The organism is Mesorhizobium sp., from assembly GCF_004962245.1.
Lineage (GTDB): Bacteria > Pseudomonadota > Alphaproteobacteria > Rhizobiales > Rhizobiaceae > Mesorhizobium.
The window spans coordinates 1-17,284 of sequence record NZ_SUHQ01000046.1 but is presented as its reverse complement, the minus strand read 5'-3'; the positions used below and the strand labels follow the sequence as shown (position 1 = coordinate 17,284).

General features: G+C 62.9%; 16 protein-coding genes. 2 read left to right on the top strand and 14 right to left on the bottom strand.

The genetic code is table 11. The features are described from left to right. Window positions 1-223: 223 nt before the first annotated feature. The 9 genes from arcC to E5X88_RS31070 form a co-directional block, all read right to left on the bottom strand. Entirely contained in the window at window positions 224-1,165 is a 942-nt protein-coding gene (gene arcC / locus E5X88_RS31110) for a carbamate kinase (RefSeq protein ID WP_292167967.1), read from the bottom strand. A 1-nt stretch (window position 1,166) separates the two neighbouring features. Beyond that, a complete protein-coding gene (gene argF, locus E5X88_RS31105; RefSeq protein WP_292167966.1) occupies window positions 1,167-2,168 on the bottom strand; it encodes an ornithine carbamoyltransferase in 1,002 nt (333 codons plus the stop codon). A 17-nt stretch (window positions 2,169-2,185) separates the two neighbouring features. After that, a complete protein-coding gene (locus tag E5X88_RS31100) occupies window positions 2,186-3,400 on the bottom strand; it encodes an arginine deiminase (protein WP_292167965.1) in 1,215 nt (404 codons plus the stop codon). 13 nt (window positions 3,401-3,413) lie between these two features. Then, window positions 3,414-4,880 carry an arginine-ornithine antiporter gene (arcD, locus tag E5X88_RS31095; RefSeq protein ID WP_292167963.1) on the bottom strand — a complete coding sequence of 489 codons (1,467 nt, stop codon included), beginning with the start codon at window positions 4,878-4,880 and terminating at the stop codon, window positions 3,414-3,416. A 138-nt stretch (window positions 4,881-5,018) separates the two neighbouring features. After that, window positions 5,019-5,609: an NAD(P)H-dependent oxidoreductase gene (locus tag E5X88_RS31090; RefSeq protein WP_292167961.1), complete on the bottom strand. Its 591-nt coding sequence runs from the start codon at window positions 5,607-5,609 to the stop codon at window positions 5,019-5,021. A gap of 32 nt (window positions 5,610-5,641) precedes the next feature. Then, window positions 5,642-6,028: a hypothetical protein gene (locus E5X88_RS31085; RefSeq protein WP_292167960.1), complete on the bottom strand. Its 387-nt coding sequence runs from the start codon at window positions 6,026-6,028 to the stop codon at window positions 5,642-5,644. An 83-nt stretch (window positions 6,029-6,111) separates the two neighbouring features. Further along, window positions 6,112-7,362: an MgtC/SapB family protein gene (locus tag E5X88_RS31080; protein ID WP_292167958.1), complete on the bottom strand. Its 1,251-nt coding sequence runs from the start codon at window positions 7,360-7,362 to the stop codon at window positions 6,112-6,114. 12 nt (window positions 7,363-7,374) lie between these two features. After that, window positions 7,375-7,824, bottom strand: a complete 450-nt coding sequence (gene trxC / locus E5X88_RS31075) for a thioredoxin TrxC (RefSeq protein WP_292167985.1) — start codon at window positions 7,822-7,824, stop codon at window positions 7,375-7,377. A gap of 26 nt (window positions 7,825-7,850) precedes the next feature. Beyond that, window positions 7,851-9,704: a heavy metal translocating P-type ATPase gene (locus E5X88_RS31070; RefSeq protein WP_292167956.1), complete on the bottom strand. Its 1,854-nt coding sequence runs from the start codon at window positions 9,702-9,704 to the stop codon at window positions 7,851-7,853. A 169-nt stretch (window positions 9,705-9,873) separates the two neighbouring features. On the opposite strand from E5X88_RS31070, the gene E5X88_RS31065 reads away from it, so the two are divergent. Beyond that, complete coding sequence (locus E5X88_RS31065) at window positions 9,874-12,555, top strand: bifunctional acetate--CoA ligase family protein/GNAT family N-acetyltransferase (RefSeq protein ID WP_292167954.1); 2,682 nt, start codon at window positions 9,874-9,876, stop codon at window positions 12,553-12,555. Between the two features lie 80 nt (window positions 12,556-12,635). Here E5X88_RS31065 and E5X88_RS31060 read toward each other — a convergent pair whose 3' ends face one another. Further along, the gene (locus tag E5X88_RS31060) at window positions 12,636-14,204 is read right to left on the bottom strand and encodes a bifunctional aminoglycoside phosphotransferase/ATP-binding protein (RefSeq protein ID WP_292167952.1); all 1,569 of its coding nucleotides are present in this window, start codon (window positions 14,202-14,204) and stop codon (window positions 12,636-12,638) included. A 65-nt stretch (window positions 14,205-14,269) separates the two neighbouring features. After that, entirely contained in the window at window positions 14,270-14,668 is a 399-nt protein-coding gene (locus tag E5X88_RS31055) for a cytochrome c (protein ID WP_292167951.1), read from the bottom strand. Between the two features lie 174 nt (window positions 14,669-14,842). Here E5X88_RS31055 and E5X88_RS31050 point away from each other — a divergent pair, with 174 nt between their 5' ends. Continuing rightward, on the top strand, window positions 14,843-15,682 hold the full coding sequence (locus tag E5X88_RS31050) for a universal stress protein (RefSeq protein WP_292167949.1): 840 nt from the start codon (window positions 14,843-14,845) through the stop codon (window positions 15,680-15,682). 103 nt (window positions 15,683-15,785) lie between these two features. Here E5X88_RS31050 and E5X88_RS31045 read toward each other — a convergent pair whose 3' ends face one another. From E5X88_RS31045 to E5X88_RS31035, 3 genes are read right to left on the bottom strand one after another with little or no spacing between them, the layout of a single operon-like run. Further along, entirely contained in the window at window positions 15,786-16,232 is a 447-nt protein-coding gene (locus E5X88_RS31045; protein ID WP_292167947.1) for a pyridoxamine 5'-phosphate oxidase family protein, read from the bottom strand. 12 nt (window positions 16,233-16,244) lie between these two features. Then, entirely contained in the window at window positions 16,245-16,967 is a 723-nt protein-coding gene (locus E5X88_RS31040; protein WP_292167945.1) for a phosphoribosyltransferase, read from the bottom strand. Between the two features lie 3 nt (window positions 16,968-16,970). After that, window positions 16,971-17,162, bottom strand: coding sequence for a hypothetical protein (locus E5X88_RS31035; RefSeq protein ID WP_292167943.1), 192 nt, complete (start codon window positions 17,160-17,162; stop codon window positions 16,971-16,973). Window positions 17,163-17,284 lie beyond the last annotated feature (122 nt).

Below are 17,284 nucleotides of genomic sequence, written 5' to 3'. Positions count from 1 at the left end.
CGCGTCATCACGACGGGCCGTTGTTCCTGTTACTTGCTGCCGTAGCCGAACCGGTTGTTCGTTTGCTCGATGCCACTGGTCTACATGGCCGTCGATTCCTGCGGCGTTGGTGTGAATACGCTCAATCGGCTATGTCTCTAACGGAAACTGCCGAGCCAATCGGGCCGGTGAAATCAGATGCGCCCGGAATGGCGGCTGAACGCAGCTTGGCCGGCAACACTAATCAGCCGCGCCCAGAATCGATGAGTGAGACCGCAGCGCTGGCTTCGAACCATGTGCCGCGATCACCTCTGACAATTTCGACGGCGTCATCGAGCCTGCCGATCGCGGCAGGCTTGCCGGTTGCTTCAACGAACTCGATTGCGGCGCCGACCTTTGGCCCCATGGAGCCGGCCGGAAAATCCCGCCCTGATATCTCCGTCGAGGTAACCCGCCGCAGCGGGCGGGCGGCGGCGGTTCCGTAATCGACATAGACTGCGTCGACGTCGGTCAGCATGAGCAGCATGTCGGCCTTCAATTGGCGCGCCAGAAGCGAACTCGCCAAATCCTTGTCGATCACGGCCTCCACACCGCAAAGACTGCCGTCATCCCGCGCTATCACCGGGACCCCGCCGCCGCCCGTGCAAATGACGATGACGCCGCGTTCGACAAGGAACGAGATGACAGATGCTTCCATAATCTCCAGCGGCCTGGGTGACGGCACGACGCGGCGCCATTTGTCGCCATCTGGCGCAATTTGCCAGCCGCGTTCCCCAGCAAGCCGGCGGGCGGTTGCCTCATCGTAGACCGGGCCGATCGGCTTCGTCGGATGAGCAAAAGCCGGATCGTGCGGATCCACCTTCACCTGCGTCAGCAGCGTGGCGAACAGCCTCTGCTTGAGGAGATTGTTGAGCTCCTGCTCGATCACGTAGCCGATCATGCCGGCGCTCTCGGCGCCGAGCACGTCGAGTGGAAACGCTCCACCGTCCGAAGTGGCCGCCGCCTGCAACGCGAGCAGGCCAACCTGTGGGCCGTTGCCGTGCGTGATCACGATCGAATGCCCTTCGCCAACCAGATCCGCCAATACGGCCGCGGCACGCACTATATTGGCGCGCTGGTTCTTAGCCGTCATCGGTTCTCCACGGCGTAGCAGTGCGTTTCCGCCGAGCGCAACGACGACAAGCATCTCAGTTGCCGATCGTGGCGACGAGCAGGGCCTTGATCGTATGCATGCGGTTTTCGGCCTGGTCGAAGACGATCGAGGCATCCGATTCGAATACCTCGTCGGTGACCTCCATGCAGTCGATGCCGTATTCCCGCGCGATGAAGGCACCGATCTCTGTGTCGGTGTCGTGGAACGCCGGCAGGCAATGCATGAACTTGACGTGGGGGTTGCCGGCGGCAGCCATCACTTCGCTGGTGACCCGATAGGGCGTCAACAGACGAATGCGCTCGGCCCAGCCGGATTTGTCCTCGCCCATCGACATCCAGACGTCAGTATAGACGAAGTCGGCGTCCTGGACGCAGCCCTTCACGTCTTCGTCCAGCCTGAAGCGGCCGCCGCTGTGTCCCGCCAGTTCCCTGACATGGGCGCAGAACTCCTCATCCGGCCAAAGTTCCTTGGGCGAGGCGATGCGCATGTCGATGCCGACCTTGGCCGCTCCGAGCGCCAGCGACAGCGCGACATTGTCGCGACCCTCGCCGACGAAAGTAACGGTCATGTCGGAAAGGTGCTTGTGCGTATATTCGCGCATAGTCATTAGATCGGCGAGAATCTGGGTCGGATGCGCCTCGTCGGTGAGGCCGTTGTAAACAGGCACGCCGGCATGCGCGGCAAGCAGTTCGGCCTGATGCTGGGCAAAGCCGCGATATTCGATCGCGTCGTACATCCGGCCGAGCACACGGGCGGTGTCTTTCATGGACTCCTTGTGGCCGATGTGGCTGCCGCTGGGGCCGAAATAGGTGACATGGGCGCCTTGGTCATAGGCTGCAACCTCGAACCCCGTCCGTGTGCGTGTCGAATCCTTCTCGAAGATCAGCGCGATATTTTTCCGGGCGAGACGCGGTGTCTCATGCCCGGCGAGCTTGGCGGCCTTGAGGTCGGCGGCCAGCTTCAGAAGAAATCGGATTTCGTTGGCCGTGAGATCGTCCAGGGTCAGGACGGAGCGGCCGTGAAGATTGATCGACATGGAGAGTTCCTTTCAGGTCAAATCGGGTCGCGGACAATTGGGCAGGTCATGCAGTGCCCGCCGCCGCGACCGCGACTGAGTTCGGCGCCCTCGACCGTGATCACTTCAATTCCTGCCCGGCGTAGAAGCGTATTGGTGTAGACGTTGCGATCGTAGCCGATGACCACGCCGGGCTCGACCGCAACAACGTTGTTGCCGTCATCCCATTGCTCGCGCTCGGCCTCGTAGCGGTCGCCGCCAGTGGCGATGATCCGCAGCGATTTCAGTCCGAGCGCTTCGGCAACCACTGCCGTAAACGGCTGGGTTTCTTCTGTGACCTCGACGGCTGCCTCCCCGTCGCCGGGCCGCAGCGAGAAGGCACGCAGGCGCTCGACCACTGGCGGGTACATGGTGACCAGGTCGCGGTCGCAGAAGGTGAAGACGGTGTCGAGATGCATGAAGCTGCGGTCTCTAGGCATCAGCGCCGCGATCACGCGTGTCGCCTCACCGGCCGCGAACAGGCTGCGGGCCAGGCCGCCCACGGCTTGCGGCGTGGTGCGTTCTCCCATGCCGACGAGAACCGTCCCGCCGCCGATCGGCATGACGTCTCCGCCTTCCAGGCTGATGCCCGTTCCCGGATCCGGCGAAACGAAGGGGGTGCCGCTGTCGCGAAAGCGGGGATGGAAGCGGTACACGGCTTCGACATTGGCCGCTTCCGGGCGCCTGGCGGGCCAGTACATGGCGTTGACCGAAACCGAGCCGTAGATCCAACAGGAGCTGTCGCGGGTGAAAAGCTGGTTCGGCAGCGGCGGCAGCACGAAGTCCTGCGGTGCGAGCGTCCTTCCGGTCAGTCCCCGGGGTTCGAAAGGCAGCTCCGCGCGGGCAATGCCGCCGATAAGATAAGCCGCTAGCTGCACCGACGACATCTCGTTGAGCCATCCCCGCATCTCGTCGACCATGTCGAGCCCAACGACGCCGGAATGAATTCTGCGGTCGAGAAGCCAGTCGCGGGCCTTGGTCAGGCTCATGGTCTCGGCCAGCAGTTCCCCGAAAGAATGCACCACAACGCCGCGTTCGCGCAGCGCGTCGACGAAGACGTCATGCTCCTGCCGGGCTCGCTTGACCCACAGCACGTCGTCGAACAGCAGCGCCTTGCAGTTCTCCGGCGTCAGCCTGCGCAGGCTGAGATCTGGACGATGGACCATCACCTCGCGCAGACGGCCGACTTCAGAATGAACACCCAGGCTTGTCATCGGGCAATCCCTTTCAAAGCGGGCTGACGGCGCCGGTCCACATCTCGTAGACCGCGAGGATGGCAACGGCGACAAGGGCTACGGCGACCGCAGCTTCTAGGGGGTGGAACACGCGCTGGTTGGTTTCGCGACGTGCCCAGACATAGAAGATGATGCCCGGTGCATACAGGATCGCGCACATGAACAGGTAGGCGGGCCCCGCCGCGTAGACGAGCCACAGTCCGTAGACCGTCGCCAGCAGCCCGGCGAAAAGAGGGCCGCCGCGCTGCTCGCCGCCCTTATAACTCTCTCCGGTCAGCGCGAGCTTGGCCGCATAGGCTCCGGAAAAGATGTAAGGCACCAGGATCGCCGCCGATGCGATGTAGAACAGCGCCTGGTAGGTGCTTTGCGCAAAAAGCGTGATCACCAGGAATGCCTGGACGAGCAGGTTGGTGATCAGGAGCGAGGTCGACGGCACGCCGCGCTCGCTCTCCTGGCCGAAGAATTTCGGCATCGTCCCGTCCTTGGCGGCGACATGCGGAATTTCTGCGGCAAGCAGCGTCCAGCTCAGGAAGGCGCCGACCACCGACACGACAAGCGCGGTGTTGATGAGGATGGCGCCCCAGGGCCCGACAACCGCCTCCAGGACACCGGCCATGGAAGGGTTCTTCAGTGCGGCAAGCTCAGGCTGGCTCAAGATACCGAGCGACAGCAGCGAGACCAGAGCGTAGAGCGCAAGGCAGGTGAAGAAGCCAAGGACAGTCGCCATGGCGATGTCCTTGCGGCGCTCGGCGCGGCCGGAGAATACGCTGGCGCCCTCGATACCGATGAACACCCACAGGGTCACCATCATCGTGCTCCTTACCTGTGTGGTGATCGAACCGAGGTCGGCGTTGCCAAGCCCACTGAAGTCGAGAGACCAGACATCCAGCTTGAAAGCGACTGCGACGACCCCGACGAACAAGACGATCGGAGCGATCTTTGCCACGGTGACAATCAGGTTCACGACCGCAGCCTGCCGGATGCCTGCGAGAACCAGGGCGTGGATCAGCCACAGCAGAATCGATGCACCGAACACGGCCTGCCAAGTGTTCCCGTCGCCGAAGGCCGGAAAGAAATACGATAGCGCACTGAACACGACAACCGCGTAGGACACGTTGCCGACCCATGCGCTGATCCAGTAGCCCCAGGCGCTGTTGAAGCCGACGAAGGGACCGAAGCCGGCCTTGGCGTAGGCGTAGGGACCTGCATCGAGTTCGGGCTTGCGGGTTGCAAGCGACTGGTAGACGAAGACGAGCGCCAGCATGCCGACGGCGGTGATGGCCCAGCCGATCAGGATGGCAAGAGGACCGGCGCCCGCCGCCATGTTCTGCGGCAGGCTGAACACGCCGGAGCCGACCATCGAGCCGATCACAAGGGCCGTGAGGGAACCCAGTCGAAGCTTGGTTGCTGCTGTGGTCGTCGCTTTTTGGACAGGAATATCTATTCCGGCCGTCGTCATGATGCTCTCCTGAGTTTGAAGATCTCGACGGAGGCAATGAACAGGAAAGAAGGGGCCGGCGCTTTGATGCGGGTCAAAGTCATTTATTGAGCAGCGGACAGTGGTTTTGCGTTGCTGTTCCGATGGCCGAATGTCGTATTAAAGTGCCCGCCCACCCAACCTACGCATGTGTCCGAGCCATTTGGCGCGCGTCGCGTCGCTAGCGCCCGCGACCATGCCGAACAGGGTTTCGCGCACCGGACGGATGCCGGCAAAGCGCAGGATGCTCCGCCGCATGCCCGCAATGCCGTGGCTAAGGAACCAAAGCCGGTAAAAAATGGAGGGCATGCCCATCGTTACCACCAAACGGGCGGAGCGGCCGCGAAGCAGTGCCTTGGGGAAACCGCCACCCTTGTCCGGATAGGCGAAGGCGGTTCCCGGTCGCATGACCTGTTCCAGAAAGGCCTTGAGCAAGGCTGGCATGGTTCCCTGCCAGAGCGGAAAGACAAAGACGATGTGCTCCGCCCGGACGATCGCGTCAGTGGCATCCTTCAAGCTGTCAGGGATCGCGCCGTGCTCGTATTCCTGCATCGTGCGCAGTATTGGAAAATCGAGCGCTGCCAGATCGATCTGGTGGACGGCATGCCCCGCCTGTTCCGCGCCTTCGGCATAGGCCTTCGCAAGGCCGCGGCACATCCGGTCCGGAGAAGGGTCGGGATGCCCGACTACAACCAGGATGCGTCGCGACATCAGTTGCTCCCGAGGCGTCTTGTCTCGGGGCGCTAAGGCTGTTCGACCCGTGCCACCTGATAGGTGTGCATGGCGCCGTTGCGTTCGATCGAGACATATTCACCGGTCACGAAGCGTTCGTCGCCGAAATGGAAACCGATCTCGTCGTCGCGGTCGCCTTCGGCATAGTCGAAGTACCACTGTCCGCCGGGTTTGCGCCGCAGCCGGCCGATCAGGTCTTCTTCACCGGTGCGAAAACGGCGAACGCGGCAGGATGCCCTGTGCGATTTCCATTCTTCTGCATCGATCCGGCCGTCGCTCGTCAATGGAGCGAGCACGTCGTAGCCCTCTTCACGATCCCCGCCCGGGTGGTCCTTCTCGCGAGCAAGCAGCAGCCGGACATGCCGGAATTTTGGGGTAAGATCCTTCAGATTGGTCATGGCGAACTCCTTTGACGGTGTTTCATAGCGCGGCGACCAGGCACGACCTTGATCCGTGTCAAAAGGGGCTGCGATGGGCGTTGTCAGAGGATTGGCGGCAGCAACATCGCGCCATAGCCGGCCACTGCGGCGATCAGGGTTGCGCCCGCCAGCGGCAACCAGAATCTGACCGGGCCGACAAATACCGCCAGCGACAGGCGCCCGACCGCGTTTGCCGCCAGCGCCGCGAGCACCGCCTGGCCCACGGTCTCGATCGGGATCGATTGCTTGACCAGGCGTAACGCGCTGAGCACCGAGACATCGACATCGAACGTGCCTGCAAGCGTCGAGCTTGCCAGCAAGCCGCGCCCGCCGAATTGAGCAGCCAATGCAGCGCTCGCGGTGGCGACAACCGCAAAGAGCAGGGCAAACAGCAGCAACGGGCCCAATTCGAACGGATTGCGTGCCAGTGCGCCACCTTTGGGGTCGCCGGCGCGGGCCAACAGGAATGCTCCGCAGGCTGCGAAGACAAGCGACGCGGCAATCGCCGGGATGCCGACCGCAGCGAACACGCTTGGCTCGACGATCAGTACGACAGCGCAAACGCGCAGCACCGAGACCATGGCAGCCAGCGAAGCAGCGCCGGCAAGCGGCCGTGGACTGCTTGCGGATGTGGCGTTGCGGGCAAGCGCCATGGTTACGGCGGTGGACGAGACGATGGCACCTGCAAGCGAGCTGACGAGCAGACCGCGCGTGGTTCCCAGGACGCGAACGGCGACGTAGCCCGCGAACGATATCGACGCCATCAGCACCGTGAGGAACCAGACCTCCCACGGATTGAAACCGCCCCACGGATCCATTGTCCGGTTTGGCAGCAAGGGCAAAACGATCGCGGTCATCACGGCCAGGATCAGCGCCGAACGAAGTTCGATCCAGGTCAGTCGCTTCAAGAGACCGTGCAGGATCTCTCGACTGGCGAGCACCGCTGCTAGTGCTGTCCCTCCGGCAGCCGCGGCCCGGTAATCGCCGGCGACGGAAAGCGCACCAAGCGCGAACACGCCAAGGCCCGCTATCACGGCCGTAACGCTGAAATCCTCGTCATGAGCAGCCTCGCGCGCCTTGTACCAGGCAAAGATTGCCGCGAAGGCGATGAAGCCGCCGACCAGCACGGAGACTGAGTCGAGGGTATCGGCCAGCGCTGCGAGAACGCCGCCGAGCAGGCCGGATATGCCGAACGTTCGAATTCCGGCCGTCCGGCTGTGAGCGGGCGCGTCCCGCTCTTGCCAGCCACGCTCCAGTCCGACGAGGAGGCCTATTGCCAGTGCCAGTCCGAGCCGGGCGATGAGCGGATCCATGGGTGATTGCTTTCAGGCTGCGGCCATCGGCAGGTGGTCGCGAACCCACCTGACGATCTGGCCCGCCGTCATCGCGCCGGATGTGCGCGCAAGCTCGCGCCCGCCATGGAAAAGGATCATGGTCGGGATGCCGCGAATGCCGAGCCTGGATGCTATAGCTTGCTCGTTGTCGGAATTGAGCTTGATCAGACGAACATGCGGCTCCAGTTCGTTCGCCGCAGCTTCATACGCCGGCGCCATCATCTTGCAGGGTCCGCACCACGGTGCCCAGATGTCGACGACAACGGGGAGGCTGCTTCGCTTGACCTGGCGATCGAATGTCTGTGCGCCGACGTCTTCGGGGTGGCCAGAGAACAGCTTGGTGCCGCACTTTCCGCATTTCGCATCCCCGGCATTGCGCGACGGCGGCAGGCGATTGACCCCGCCGCATTTGCTGCAAACCACCAGATTTTCCTGCGCCATGGTCATTCACCCATTCGTATCATCAATTATGCGCGTTCGGGACGCCCATCGCCAAGAGCGCGCAACGCGTTCAGAATAACCGCTATGTCGATACCCTCCTGAAGCAATGCTCCGGCCACAGGCGTGATCTGCCCCATGGCCGCCGCTGCCATTGCCACGGCTGAGAGTGCCAGCCCGGCTATGATGCTTTGCAAGGCGATCGTTCGGGTGCGCTGCGCAATCCGAACCGCATCGGCGACCGGCTGCAGCCTGTCGGTCAGTACGATGACGTCCGCGGCCTCCGAGGATGCGCTGGCACCGCGCGCGCCCATGGCGACACCGACCGTTGCGGCCGCGAGCGCGGGGGCATCGTTTATGCCGTCGCCGACCATCATCGTTGGTGCCAAGGCTTGCTCGGCCTCGACCGCCGCCACTTTCTCGGCAGGCATCGCATCTGCAACGATGGTATCGAGGGCGAGTAGGGCGGAAACGCGCTTCGCCGCCACGCTATCGTCGCCTGTAAGCATGACCATACGTCTGATGCCGGCCGAGCGCAGGTTGCTGAGTGCACCACGGGCATCCACGCGTAGAGCGTCCCCGAAAGTGAATATACCGGCAAGCCGCCCATCGAGCGCTACAAAAACCCTGAGCACCGGCTCGCCCCGGTATCGCTTTTCACCGCTTTCCGCCCAACGAGGCAGCGGTTTGTCGACCAGCACCAGCGCTCGCGATCCCGCCGCCATCGATACTTTGTCGACCCGGCCTTTCAGGCCGGCGCCGCGATACTCGCGAACATTGTATGGATGCGACAACACCAGATTTCTGCCACGGGCCACCCGAATGATCGAGTCGGCGAGCACATGGTGCGAGGCCTGTTCCAACGATGCCAAAAGCTGCAATAGGGTGTTGGCGTCATGGCCCGGTGCAGCATCGATTTCGATGAGCTCGGCACCGCCAACGGTCAAGGTGCCCGTCTTGTCGAAAATCGCGGTCCGAACTTGCGCGAGGGCCTCCAGAGCCGCACTGCCTTTCATCAGGATGCCGGCCCGCGCGGCGCGCGACACCCCGCCGATGAAGGCAACGGGAGCGGCGAGGATGAGCGGGCAGGGTGTCGCGACCACCAGCACGGCCAGCGCTCGGATCGGATCGCCGGAGACGTACCAGGCGGTGCCGGCAACCAACAAAGTGGCTGGCAGCAGGAACAAGGCAAAGCGGTCGGCCATGCGGATGAACGGTGCTTTCGCGGTCTGCGCCGCAGCGACCATGCGCACGATCGCAGCATAGGTGCTTTGTTCGGCCAAGGCCGAAGCGCGCATGGTGAAGGATTCACCGGCGTTGAGAGTGCCGCTGCGCAGCATATCACCTGCGCGCCGCCGTTCCGTCAGCGGCTCGCCGGTCACTGCTGACTCGTCGAGAGAGGCCAAAGCATCGAGCAGTATCCCATCGACAGGCAGCAGTTCGCCGGCGCGCACCAGAAGTTCGTCGCCGATGGCAACCTGGTCCACGGAAATCGTGTCTGTTCCTTGCGCCGATTTGCGGTGCGCGACACGCGGCGACCGGTCGGTCAATGCCTTGAGGTTCCGCTCCGCCCGGCCACGGGCAAAGTCCTCGAGCACCGTGCCGCCGGCATACATGATCGCCACCACCACCGCAGCCAGCGGCTGGTCGAACAGCAGTGCCGCGGACATCGATACCAGCGCAATCGCATCGACACCGAAGCGGCCGATCCAGAAATCGCGCAGTATGGAAATGGCGAGCGTCACCACCACGGGCAAGGTCGCCACCGTCCAGATTGGGCCGGCTTGAATGGAGCCAAAGCCGGTCTGCCAGACCCCGATTCCAACGGCCAGGCCCAGCACGGCGATGGCCAGCAATGCGCGTCGCAGGGCCGACTCGTTCATGCGATACCTTTCGATTCTGATCGGTGCCTGCCTGAGATCCGAATTTCGCGAGCGAACGTGGCCTCGAGCTTGCGCAACCGCTAGTCGAGATCGCTGGAAGAGGCTTTGATCCAACGCAATGAACGGGCAAGATCGCTCGGCGATTATTATCAAGAACGGGAGACCCAGGGTGACCATCCGAAATCTCGAATATGCGGTCGGCCCGAAGTCGGTTGCCGTCTTCGGTGCGTCCGTACGTGACGGTTCCGTCGGCCGTGTTGTTTTCGACAACATCGTGAATGGCGGCTTCGAAGGCGAGATCTGGCCGGTCAACCCGAAGTATTCGCAAGTGGCTGGTCGGCCCTGCTACGCAAAGGCCGCCGACCTGCCGGGCATTCCCGACCTCGGCGTCATTGTGACGCCGCCGGAGACGGTTCCTGGCATCGTGCGCGAACTCGGTGAAAAGGGCACACGGGCGGCGGTCGTCATTACCGCCGGCCTGACACGCGAGAACGGATTGCGCCAGGCGATGCTCGACGCTGCCAAGCCCACTCTTTTGCGGGTCATCGGACCGAATACGCTTGGACTGATGATCCCGCCTGTAAAGCTCAACGCCGGGTTCGCGCACATGGCAGCCAGGCCCGGCAACATCGCGCTGCTGTCGCAATCCGGCGCCATCGCCACATCGCTGATCGATTGGGCGGCGGACAACAATGTCGGCTTCTCCCAGATCGTCTCGCTGGGCGACATGGCCGATGTCGATGTGGGAGACTGCCTCGACATGCTGGCGGGCGATGCACGGACGCGGGCCATCGTGATGTATCTCGAAACCATAACCAATCCACGCAAATTCATGTCGGCGGCGCGGGCGGCGGCGCGCATCAAGCCGGTCATCGCGATCAAGTCGGGCCGGCACGAGCAGTCCGCGAAAGCCGCGGCGACCCATACAGGCGCGCTGTCGGGCGCCGACCGGGTCATCGAGGCAGCACTGCTGCGCGCCGGCATCCTGCGGGTCAAGGGGCTGGCCGAGTTGTTCGATGCCGCTGAAACGACCGCCCGGTTTGCTCCGCTCGAACGAGCTCGCGTCGGCATTGTCACCAACGGCGGCGGTGCCGGCGTGCTCGCCGTCGATCAGCTCATCGACTGCAAGGGCGAACTGGCCGCGTTTTCGCCGGGAACGATGGCACGTCTGGACGCCGTGCTGCCGCCGACCTGGTCGCATGCCAATCCGGCCGACATCATTGGCGATGCCCCGCCCGAGCGCTACAAGGCCGCGGTTGAAGCCGTCGCCGCCGATCCGGGAACCGACGTCGTTCTCGTGATGAACTGCCCAACGGGGCTTGGCTCACCGCTGGCTGCGGCGGCAGCGGTCGCCGAACTCGCCAGAGAAGGCAAAATCGGCGGGAAACCGGTGCTGACCTGTTGGCTTGGGGAGCACACCGCGCGCGACGGACGGCGGATCCTGCAGGATGCCGGCGTGGCCAGTTTCGAGACGCCTGCCGACGCGTCAACCGCGATCTCCTATCTGAGCGACTGGTCACGAGCCCAGCGGTCGCTGATGCGCACGCCGTCGAGCCGCAGCGAGGACACGATCAGCGATCGTGAAGCCGTGCTTGCCATATTCAGGCAGGTTGCCACGGAGAGCCGACGAATGCTGACCGAGCCCGAAGCCAAGGCGGTGATCTCCGCCTATGGCATTCCGGTGCCCGAGACCGTTGTCGTCAAAACCGCCGATGAAGCGGAAAAGGCTGCAGGCCGGCTTTTGCAGGAGTCGAAACAGGTCGTCGTCAAGCTGCTGTCGAAGGCGATCTCGCACAAGTCCGACATCGGCGGCGTGGTGCTCAACCTCATGACTGCTGCGGCAGCCGGCGAGGCCGCCCGGTCTATCGAGGCGCGCGTGCGCAAGCAAGCTCCGCAAGCCCCTATCGAAGGCTATGCCGTCCAACCCATGGTGGCGCGAAAACAGGCGCAGGAACTCATCCTGGGCATGAGTCGCGATCCGATCTTCGGTCCGGCTATCCTGTTCGGTGCGGGCGGCGTCGCGGTCGAGGTGATGGACGATACGGCGATGGCGTTGCCGCCACTCGACGATGTGCTTGCGGGCGACCTGATCGAGCAGACGCGGATCGGCCGCCTGCTTGCCGGGTTCCGCGATCGCAAGCCGGCGGATCGTGGGGCAATCGTCACGGCGCTCAATGGGGTGTCGCAGATGATTGTCGACTTTCCGTGCATCGTCTCGTTGGACATCAATCCATTGCTGGCCGACGCCGACGGCATCATCGCGCTCGATGCCCGCATCGAGATTGAGCCGGAGCGCGTGGAGGAGCAGGGCCCCAACCCCGCGCTCGCGATCAGGCCCTATCCGTCAGGTTGGGAAAGGGAGTTTTCGGCAGACGGCGGCCATTATCACATCCGCCCGATCAAGCCGGCCGACATTGCACTCTATCAGGAATTCCTCGCCAGGATTTCGCCGGACGATCTGCGCCTGCGTTTCCTATCGCCGCGCAAGCACTTCCCGGATCAGATGCTGAAACGGCTTACCCAGCTCGACTATGACCGCGACATGGCTTTCGTCGCGCTCGAGGCAGGCAGCGGCGCGCTGGCAGGTGTCAGCCGTCTCTCCTGCAATCCGGACCGCACCGTCGCCGAATACGCCCTGCTCGTGCGCACGGACCTGCAGGGCCATGGCCTTGGCTGGGAACTGCTCAGCCGGATCGTCGATTATGCGAAGGCGGACGGGATCGGTCGGATCGAAGGCATGGTGCTCAGCGAAAACATCAGGATGCTGGCCATGTGCCGCGAGTTCGGGTTTTCGATCGCGCATCATCCCAGCCAGTCAGGCCTGTCGCTGGCGACGCTGGACATCGGTTGAAGACCAAAGCGCGTAGCGGACCGCTGCGCACGCTCGGGTCAGGCCTGAGGGAGGCTTTTGGGCGACACGCATTGTCGCCGTCAGGGCGCTGTCTTGAGTGGATCGCCCCGTGCGGAAGCAGAGGCGGCCGCGTCCGAAAAGTCCGCCAACTCTGCCGCGATGTCGGCGAGCTTTCGATCGGCATCGACCTTGCGCCAGGCGGACGGGGGGGCATTTCGCTGCAATTGCCGCGACAGGATGTCGACGGTTGCGTCGGAAGGGCCGCCACTGCGCTCGCTGACGCGTTGCCAAAGAACGAGTGGGTCGGCCTCTAGCCAGAATCCGGCGAAAGCGACAGCTCTATCGCCGGCCGCCTTTTCTATCCGGTTGCGATCGGCCGGCCTGTCGAATACGGCGTCGGCGACCACCGAACCGCCCTCGGAAAGGATCAGGCCGGCGCGCCATGCCATTTCGCCGTAGACGCGATCGGACACCTCCGGTCGGTAGGCTCTGTCCGGCAGTCTTGTTTCCGCAGGGACCCCATGCATGGCTTTGCGGATGCGGTCGCTTTCGACAATGCGCGCACCCGGCGGCGCGCCGACATGTGCGGCGAGTGCCTCGGCGACGCTCGTCTTGCCGGAGCCGCTCAAGCCTCCGATGGCGATCAGCCGAGGCGACCTTGCCTGGAGAAGCGTTCGGGCAAGCTCGAAATAGGATCTGGCCTCGGCAGTCAGCCCGCCGGAATCGGCACTGCCCTCTTCGATCTGGGTTGCGATGACGTGGGCGCGCACTGCGGCCCGCACTGCCATGAAAAAGGACAGCAGGATGAAGCCGTCCTCGTCGTCTGCTTCGTCGAGGTAGCGGTTCATCACCAGATTGGCGAGTTCCGGAAAGCCGCGATGCCAAAGGTCCATCAGCAGGAAGGCCAAGTCGTAAAGCACATCTATGCTGGCGATCTGGTCATTGAATTCGATGCAATCGAAGAGGCGGGGCTCTCCGTCGAAGAGACAGATGTTGCGCAGATGCAGATCACCGTGACATCGCCGGATCTTGCCTGCTGCCTGCCGCCGGTCGAGCAGTTCGGAATGACGGGCGAGGGCGGTACGGAAGGCTCCGGTGAAAGCCTTGATCTCGGCTCTATCGAAAACATGGCTGGTGGCAAAGCCAGCTTCGTTGATGTCGAGCACGCCTGCCAGGTTCGAGGATCCGCTGCCGTTGTGGATTACCGGCGCCTCGCGATGATAGCGCACGATCATGCGTGCGACCGCTGTCATCAGCGCAGGCGTCAGTTCGCCAGCGGCTGCCATTCGGTCGAGGAGCTTTGACTGATCAAAGCGAACCATTTCGATCGCCGCATCGACTACGTCGCCACTTCCGTCGAAGGCGAGCTTGCCGCCGACCCCTCGCGTGATGCGCCGCACACCCAGATAAAGGCCGGGCGCGGTTTTGGAGTTGAGCTCCACCTCCTTCTCGCAAGCGGCGAGCCGCAGGACCGGGGTCGAGAAGTCGACATAGGGAAGCTCGACGGCTCGCTTGATCTTGTAGGCGCGCCCGCCAACCAGGAAGATACGCGAAATATGGGTTTCGATCGTCTCGACAGGCCCGGTCTCGCCATATGCGGCGGGATCGAGCAAAAACGCGATCGTGGCCTCTTGGTCGTCAACGATCATTGTCTGTCTCCTGTTGGGCGTGCGGCCGCGGAAGGCGATATCGGAAGAAGCTCCGCCACCTGTGCCTATCGTTGCAGCCTCTGGACATAACCGGCCAGTTCGTGGATCCGTTCCGTGGTGACGATTTCTCCGGCGTTTGGGCCATATTTCTTGGCGTCCCCGGGGAGAAATTGGCGGCCCCAGACCGGCATGTCGCGCTCGCCATGCTCCGGTAGGACGTAACGGCCATCGATCACCGCAAAAACCCGCCAATAGGGGAATTCGCCGCCATTTTGTCTGGAGAGCTGTGTCAGGTCGGCTGGACGCTTCAGCAACTCATCGCCTAAGGGGCCGTCGCCTTTGCCCTCGGGACCGTGGCAGACCGCGCAGGAGTTCAGATACTCGGCCTCGCCATAACTCATTTCCTGCGCCGTAGACGCTTGGCAGGCCATGGTTGCGAGAGCTACCGAGATAAGGAGTTTCATCTGCGTGTCCACCGATTGATGGGCCTGAAGCCTACAGGGTCGGCACGTGGGCACGTTGATACGGATCAAATGATGCTGCGACGTTTCTTTGACTCAGCGCAATGAATGCGCCGAGCTGACTCGCTAATGTTGCAATGACGATTGTGTTTTGATGCAAAAACGGGAGCAGCCACCATGGCTTTCAAGAAAACGATACTTGCGGTTACCGGACCGAGCCAGGGTGACGGTGATCTCAAACTCGCCGCTGATCTGTGCAACGAAATCGGCGCCCATCTTGCAGTTCTCGTCGTTGTCATTGCCGCGCCGCCGCCAGTCGGAGAGTATGCCGCGGTTGTTTCACAAGCCTGGCTCGAGGAGCGTCAGGCCGACGAGAATCTGTTGAAGAAGCGAACCGCTGCCGTGTCGGCTTTTCTCGCCAGCCGGGGGCTTTCGGCCGATGTCTCCAGCGAATATCCGGAAGCCGGCTGGGCCGACGAAACAATCGGCCGCCGTGCCCGCTACGCCGACGTTACGGTTGTTGGACCGGAGTTGCTTGCCGGCGAAATGCTGAAAAGCAAAACGATCGAAGGCGCATTGTTTTCTTCGGGAAAGCCTTTGCTGCTTGTCCCCGAGGGCGTGCGCCCGACGCTGAAGCCGAAACGCGTGCTGGTCGCCTGGGACACCCGTCTGGAGTCATCGCGTGCCGTCCGCGAGTCTCTCGACATGCTGATAGGCGCCGATGAGGTGCACCTCGTCATGGTCGACCCGGTGGAAGACGAGTACCACCACGGGGCGGAACCCGGAGCCGATGCCGCTGCGTATCTCGCGCGGCATGGCGTGAAAGTCATTGTCGATCGGCTGCCGAGCTTGAACCATTCAGTCGCCGACGTGCTTCGTCGGCACGCCGTCGACATCGCCGCCGACCTGATGGTCATGGGCGCCTATGGTCATTCCCGGTTGCGCGAGCGCATCTTCGGCGGCGTCACCAAGTCGATGCTTGAAGATCCGTCGATGCCGATCCTTATGGCGCGGTGACGATTAAGGACTGAAAAATGGCTGGGCCGGCGCGATCTGCTGCCGGCCCTTGTTTTTGGAGGCCACGTGCTGTTCCGCGCGAGGCATCTAACTGGAAAACAGCCTATTCGCTTGCTTCCCGGCCCGACACCTGTTCGATGAGGATCCGGTAGAAAACGTGCGGCGTGCTGTCTGAAACTGGAGGAGAGGCCGGCTTGAGGGCGCCAGGCTCCCACCAGTCCGTGTGCTTGCTCAACACCGACCATGCATGATCGCGCTGAACCTTATGGCCGATCCGATCCGGCAGTTCTTCGTATCGGCCATCGACAACCACGCTTCTCCAGCCGCGCCCTTGGCCGCGTTCGTCGACCTGGAGCGACACCAGCGGATTGGCCCGCATCCAGTCGATCTTCTTGCCCGGCAAGGAAAACGCATAGAGATGATTGTCTGAATGGGCGTAGTACAACGGCACTACGTAGGGCTGCCCGTCCTTCGCGCATGCCAAGTGGCCGACACGATTGGCGGCCAGCAATTTCGTACATTCCAAGGTAGAAAGTGTGCGGATCAGCATCGGTGCGATCTCCTATTCTTCGCGACTGCTTAGTGTCGTTGTTTCTCTGGCCGCGCCTGAGGTGCGCTTCTGATTTCGGTGCTGGCCGGCTTTTCGCGACTGGACGGCCTCGTCCATCGCGGCGATGACCTCGTCGTCGTCGAGCTGAGGGAAACACAGATAATGGTAGCCAAGGGCGCGGAACTGTCCAGGCTGGCTGAGGCAAACAACGCGGTCGGCTTCCCGAGCCAGATCAGCCATCGTGTCCTGCGGCGAAACAGGAATCGCTACGATGATTTCGCGTGGCGACCGGCGCTTGAGCGCGCGGATCGCGGCCTTCATCGTCGTGCCGGTCGCGGCCCCGTCGTCCACGATGATCACGGTCTTTCCGGCGACCGACAAGCGTCTGCGTTTGCCCCGATATGCAGAGCGACGGCGTTCGAGTTCAGGACGTTCAAGGGCGATCAATGCATCAAGATCGGCATTGTCCAGCGAGTAGGCCTCAACAATCTCCCGGTTGAGCACTATGTCGGGTGGATCGCCGTCCACGATCGCGGCGACCGCCAGTTCCGGATTGCCTGGTGCGCCAACCTTGCGGACGATGAGCAGGTCGAGAGGCGCCCCCAGGGCTTTGGCCACTTCCACGGCCACAGGGACGCCGCCTCGCGGCAATGCCAGCACCACGGGCTGGCGCAGTTGAAGCGTGCCCAGTTCGGTGCCGAGCTTCTCTCCAGCTTCCTGTCTGTCGCGGAACATCGGTCAGTCCGCCTGCCAGAATTGACGAAGCGACGTCTTCATGGAGTTTCGTACCTGCACGATCTCGCCATCTGATACAGATATATGGCGCCCGAGGCGCTTGAACACTGCGTTGAAATCGACTTCGCCATGACCATTGCTCCTGAAGATTTCGTGTTCATTTTCGAGCGTCGTTTGCGCATTGCGCCGGGTCAATTGCCTCCTCAGCGCACCAGTTGGCGCGCTGAGGAACGATCGGGCTGCTTCACGCAGCCTTGACTGCGATCTTCTTCTCGGCCTTCTGAGCTTCGGCGGTCTTCGGCAGCTTCACCGTCAAT

Coding starts and splice junctions, on each gene's coding strand:
- E5X88_RS31050 (WP_292167949.1), top strand. CDS start 14,843: ATGGCTTTCAAGAAAACGATACTTGCGGTTACCGGACCGAGCCAGGGT.
- E5X88_RS31060 (WP_292167952.1), bottom strand. CDS start 14,204: ATGATCGTTGACGACCAAGAGGCCACGATCGCGTTTTTGCTCGATCCC.
- E5X88_RS31090 (WP_292167961.1), bottom strand. CDS start 5,609: ATGTCGCGACGCATCCTGGTTGTAGTCGGGCATCCCGACCCTTCTCCG.
- E5X88_RS31045 (WP_292167947.1), bottom strand. CDS start 16,232: ATGCTGATCCGCACACTTTCTACCTTGGAATGTACGAAATTGCTGGCC.
- argF (WP_292167966.1), bottom strand. CDS start 2,168: ATGTCGATCAATCTTCACGGCCGCTCCGTCCTGACCCTGGACGATCTC.
- trxC (WP_292167985.1), bottom strand. CDS start 7,824: ATGGCGCAGGAAAATCTGGTGGTTTGCAGCAAATGCGGCGGGGTCAAT.
- E5X88_RS31070 (WP_292167956.1), bottom strand. CDS start 9,704: ATGAACGAGTCGGCCCTGCGACGCGCATTGCTGGCCATCGCCGTGCTG.
- E5X88_RS31080 (WP_292167958.1), bottom strand. CDS start 7,362: ATGGATCCGCTCATCGCCCGGCTCGGACTGGCACTGGCAATAGGCCTC.
- E5X88_RS31055 (WP_292167951.1), bottom strand. CDS start 14,668: ATGAAACTCCTTATCTCGGTAGCTCTCGCAACCATGGCCTGCCAAGCG.
- arcD (WP_292167963.1), bottom strand. CDS start 4,880: ATGACGACGGCCGGAATAGATATTCCTGTCCAAAAAGCGACGACCACA.
- E5X88_RS31040 (WP_292167945.1), bottom strand. CDS start 16,967: ATGTTCCGCGACAGACAGGAAGCTGGAGAGAAGCTCGGCACCGAACTG.
- arcC (WP_292167967.1), bottom strand. CDS start 1,165: ATGCTTGTCGTCGTTGCGCTCGGCGGAAACGCACTGCTACGCCGTGGA.
- E5X88_RS31100 (WP_292167965.1), bottom strand. CDS start 3,400: ATGACAAGCCTGGGTGTTCATTCTGAAGTCGGCCGTCTGCGCGAGGTG.
- E5X88_RS31085 (WP_292167960.1), bottom strand. CDS start 6,028: ATGACCAATCTGAAGGATCTTACCCCAAAATTCCGGCATGTCCGGCTG.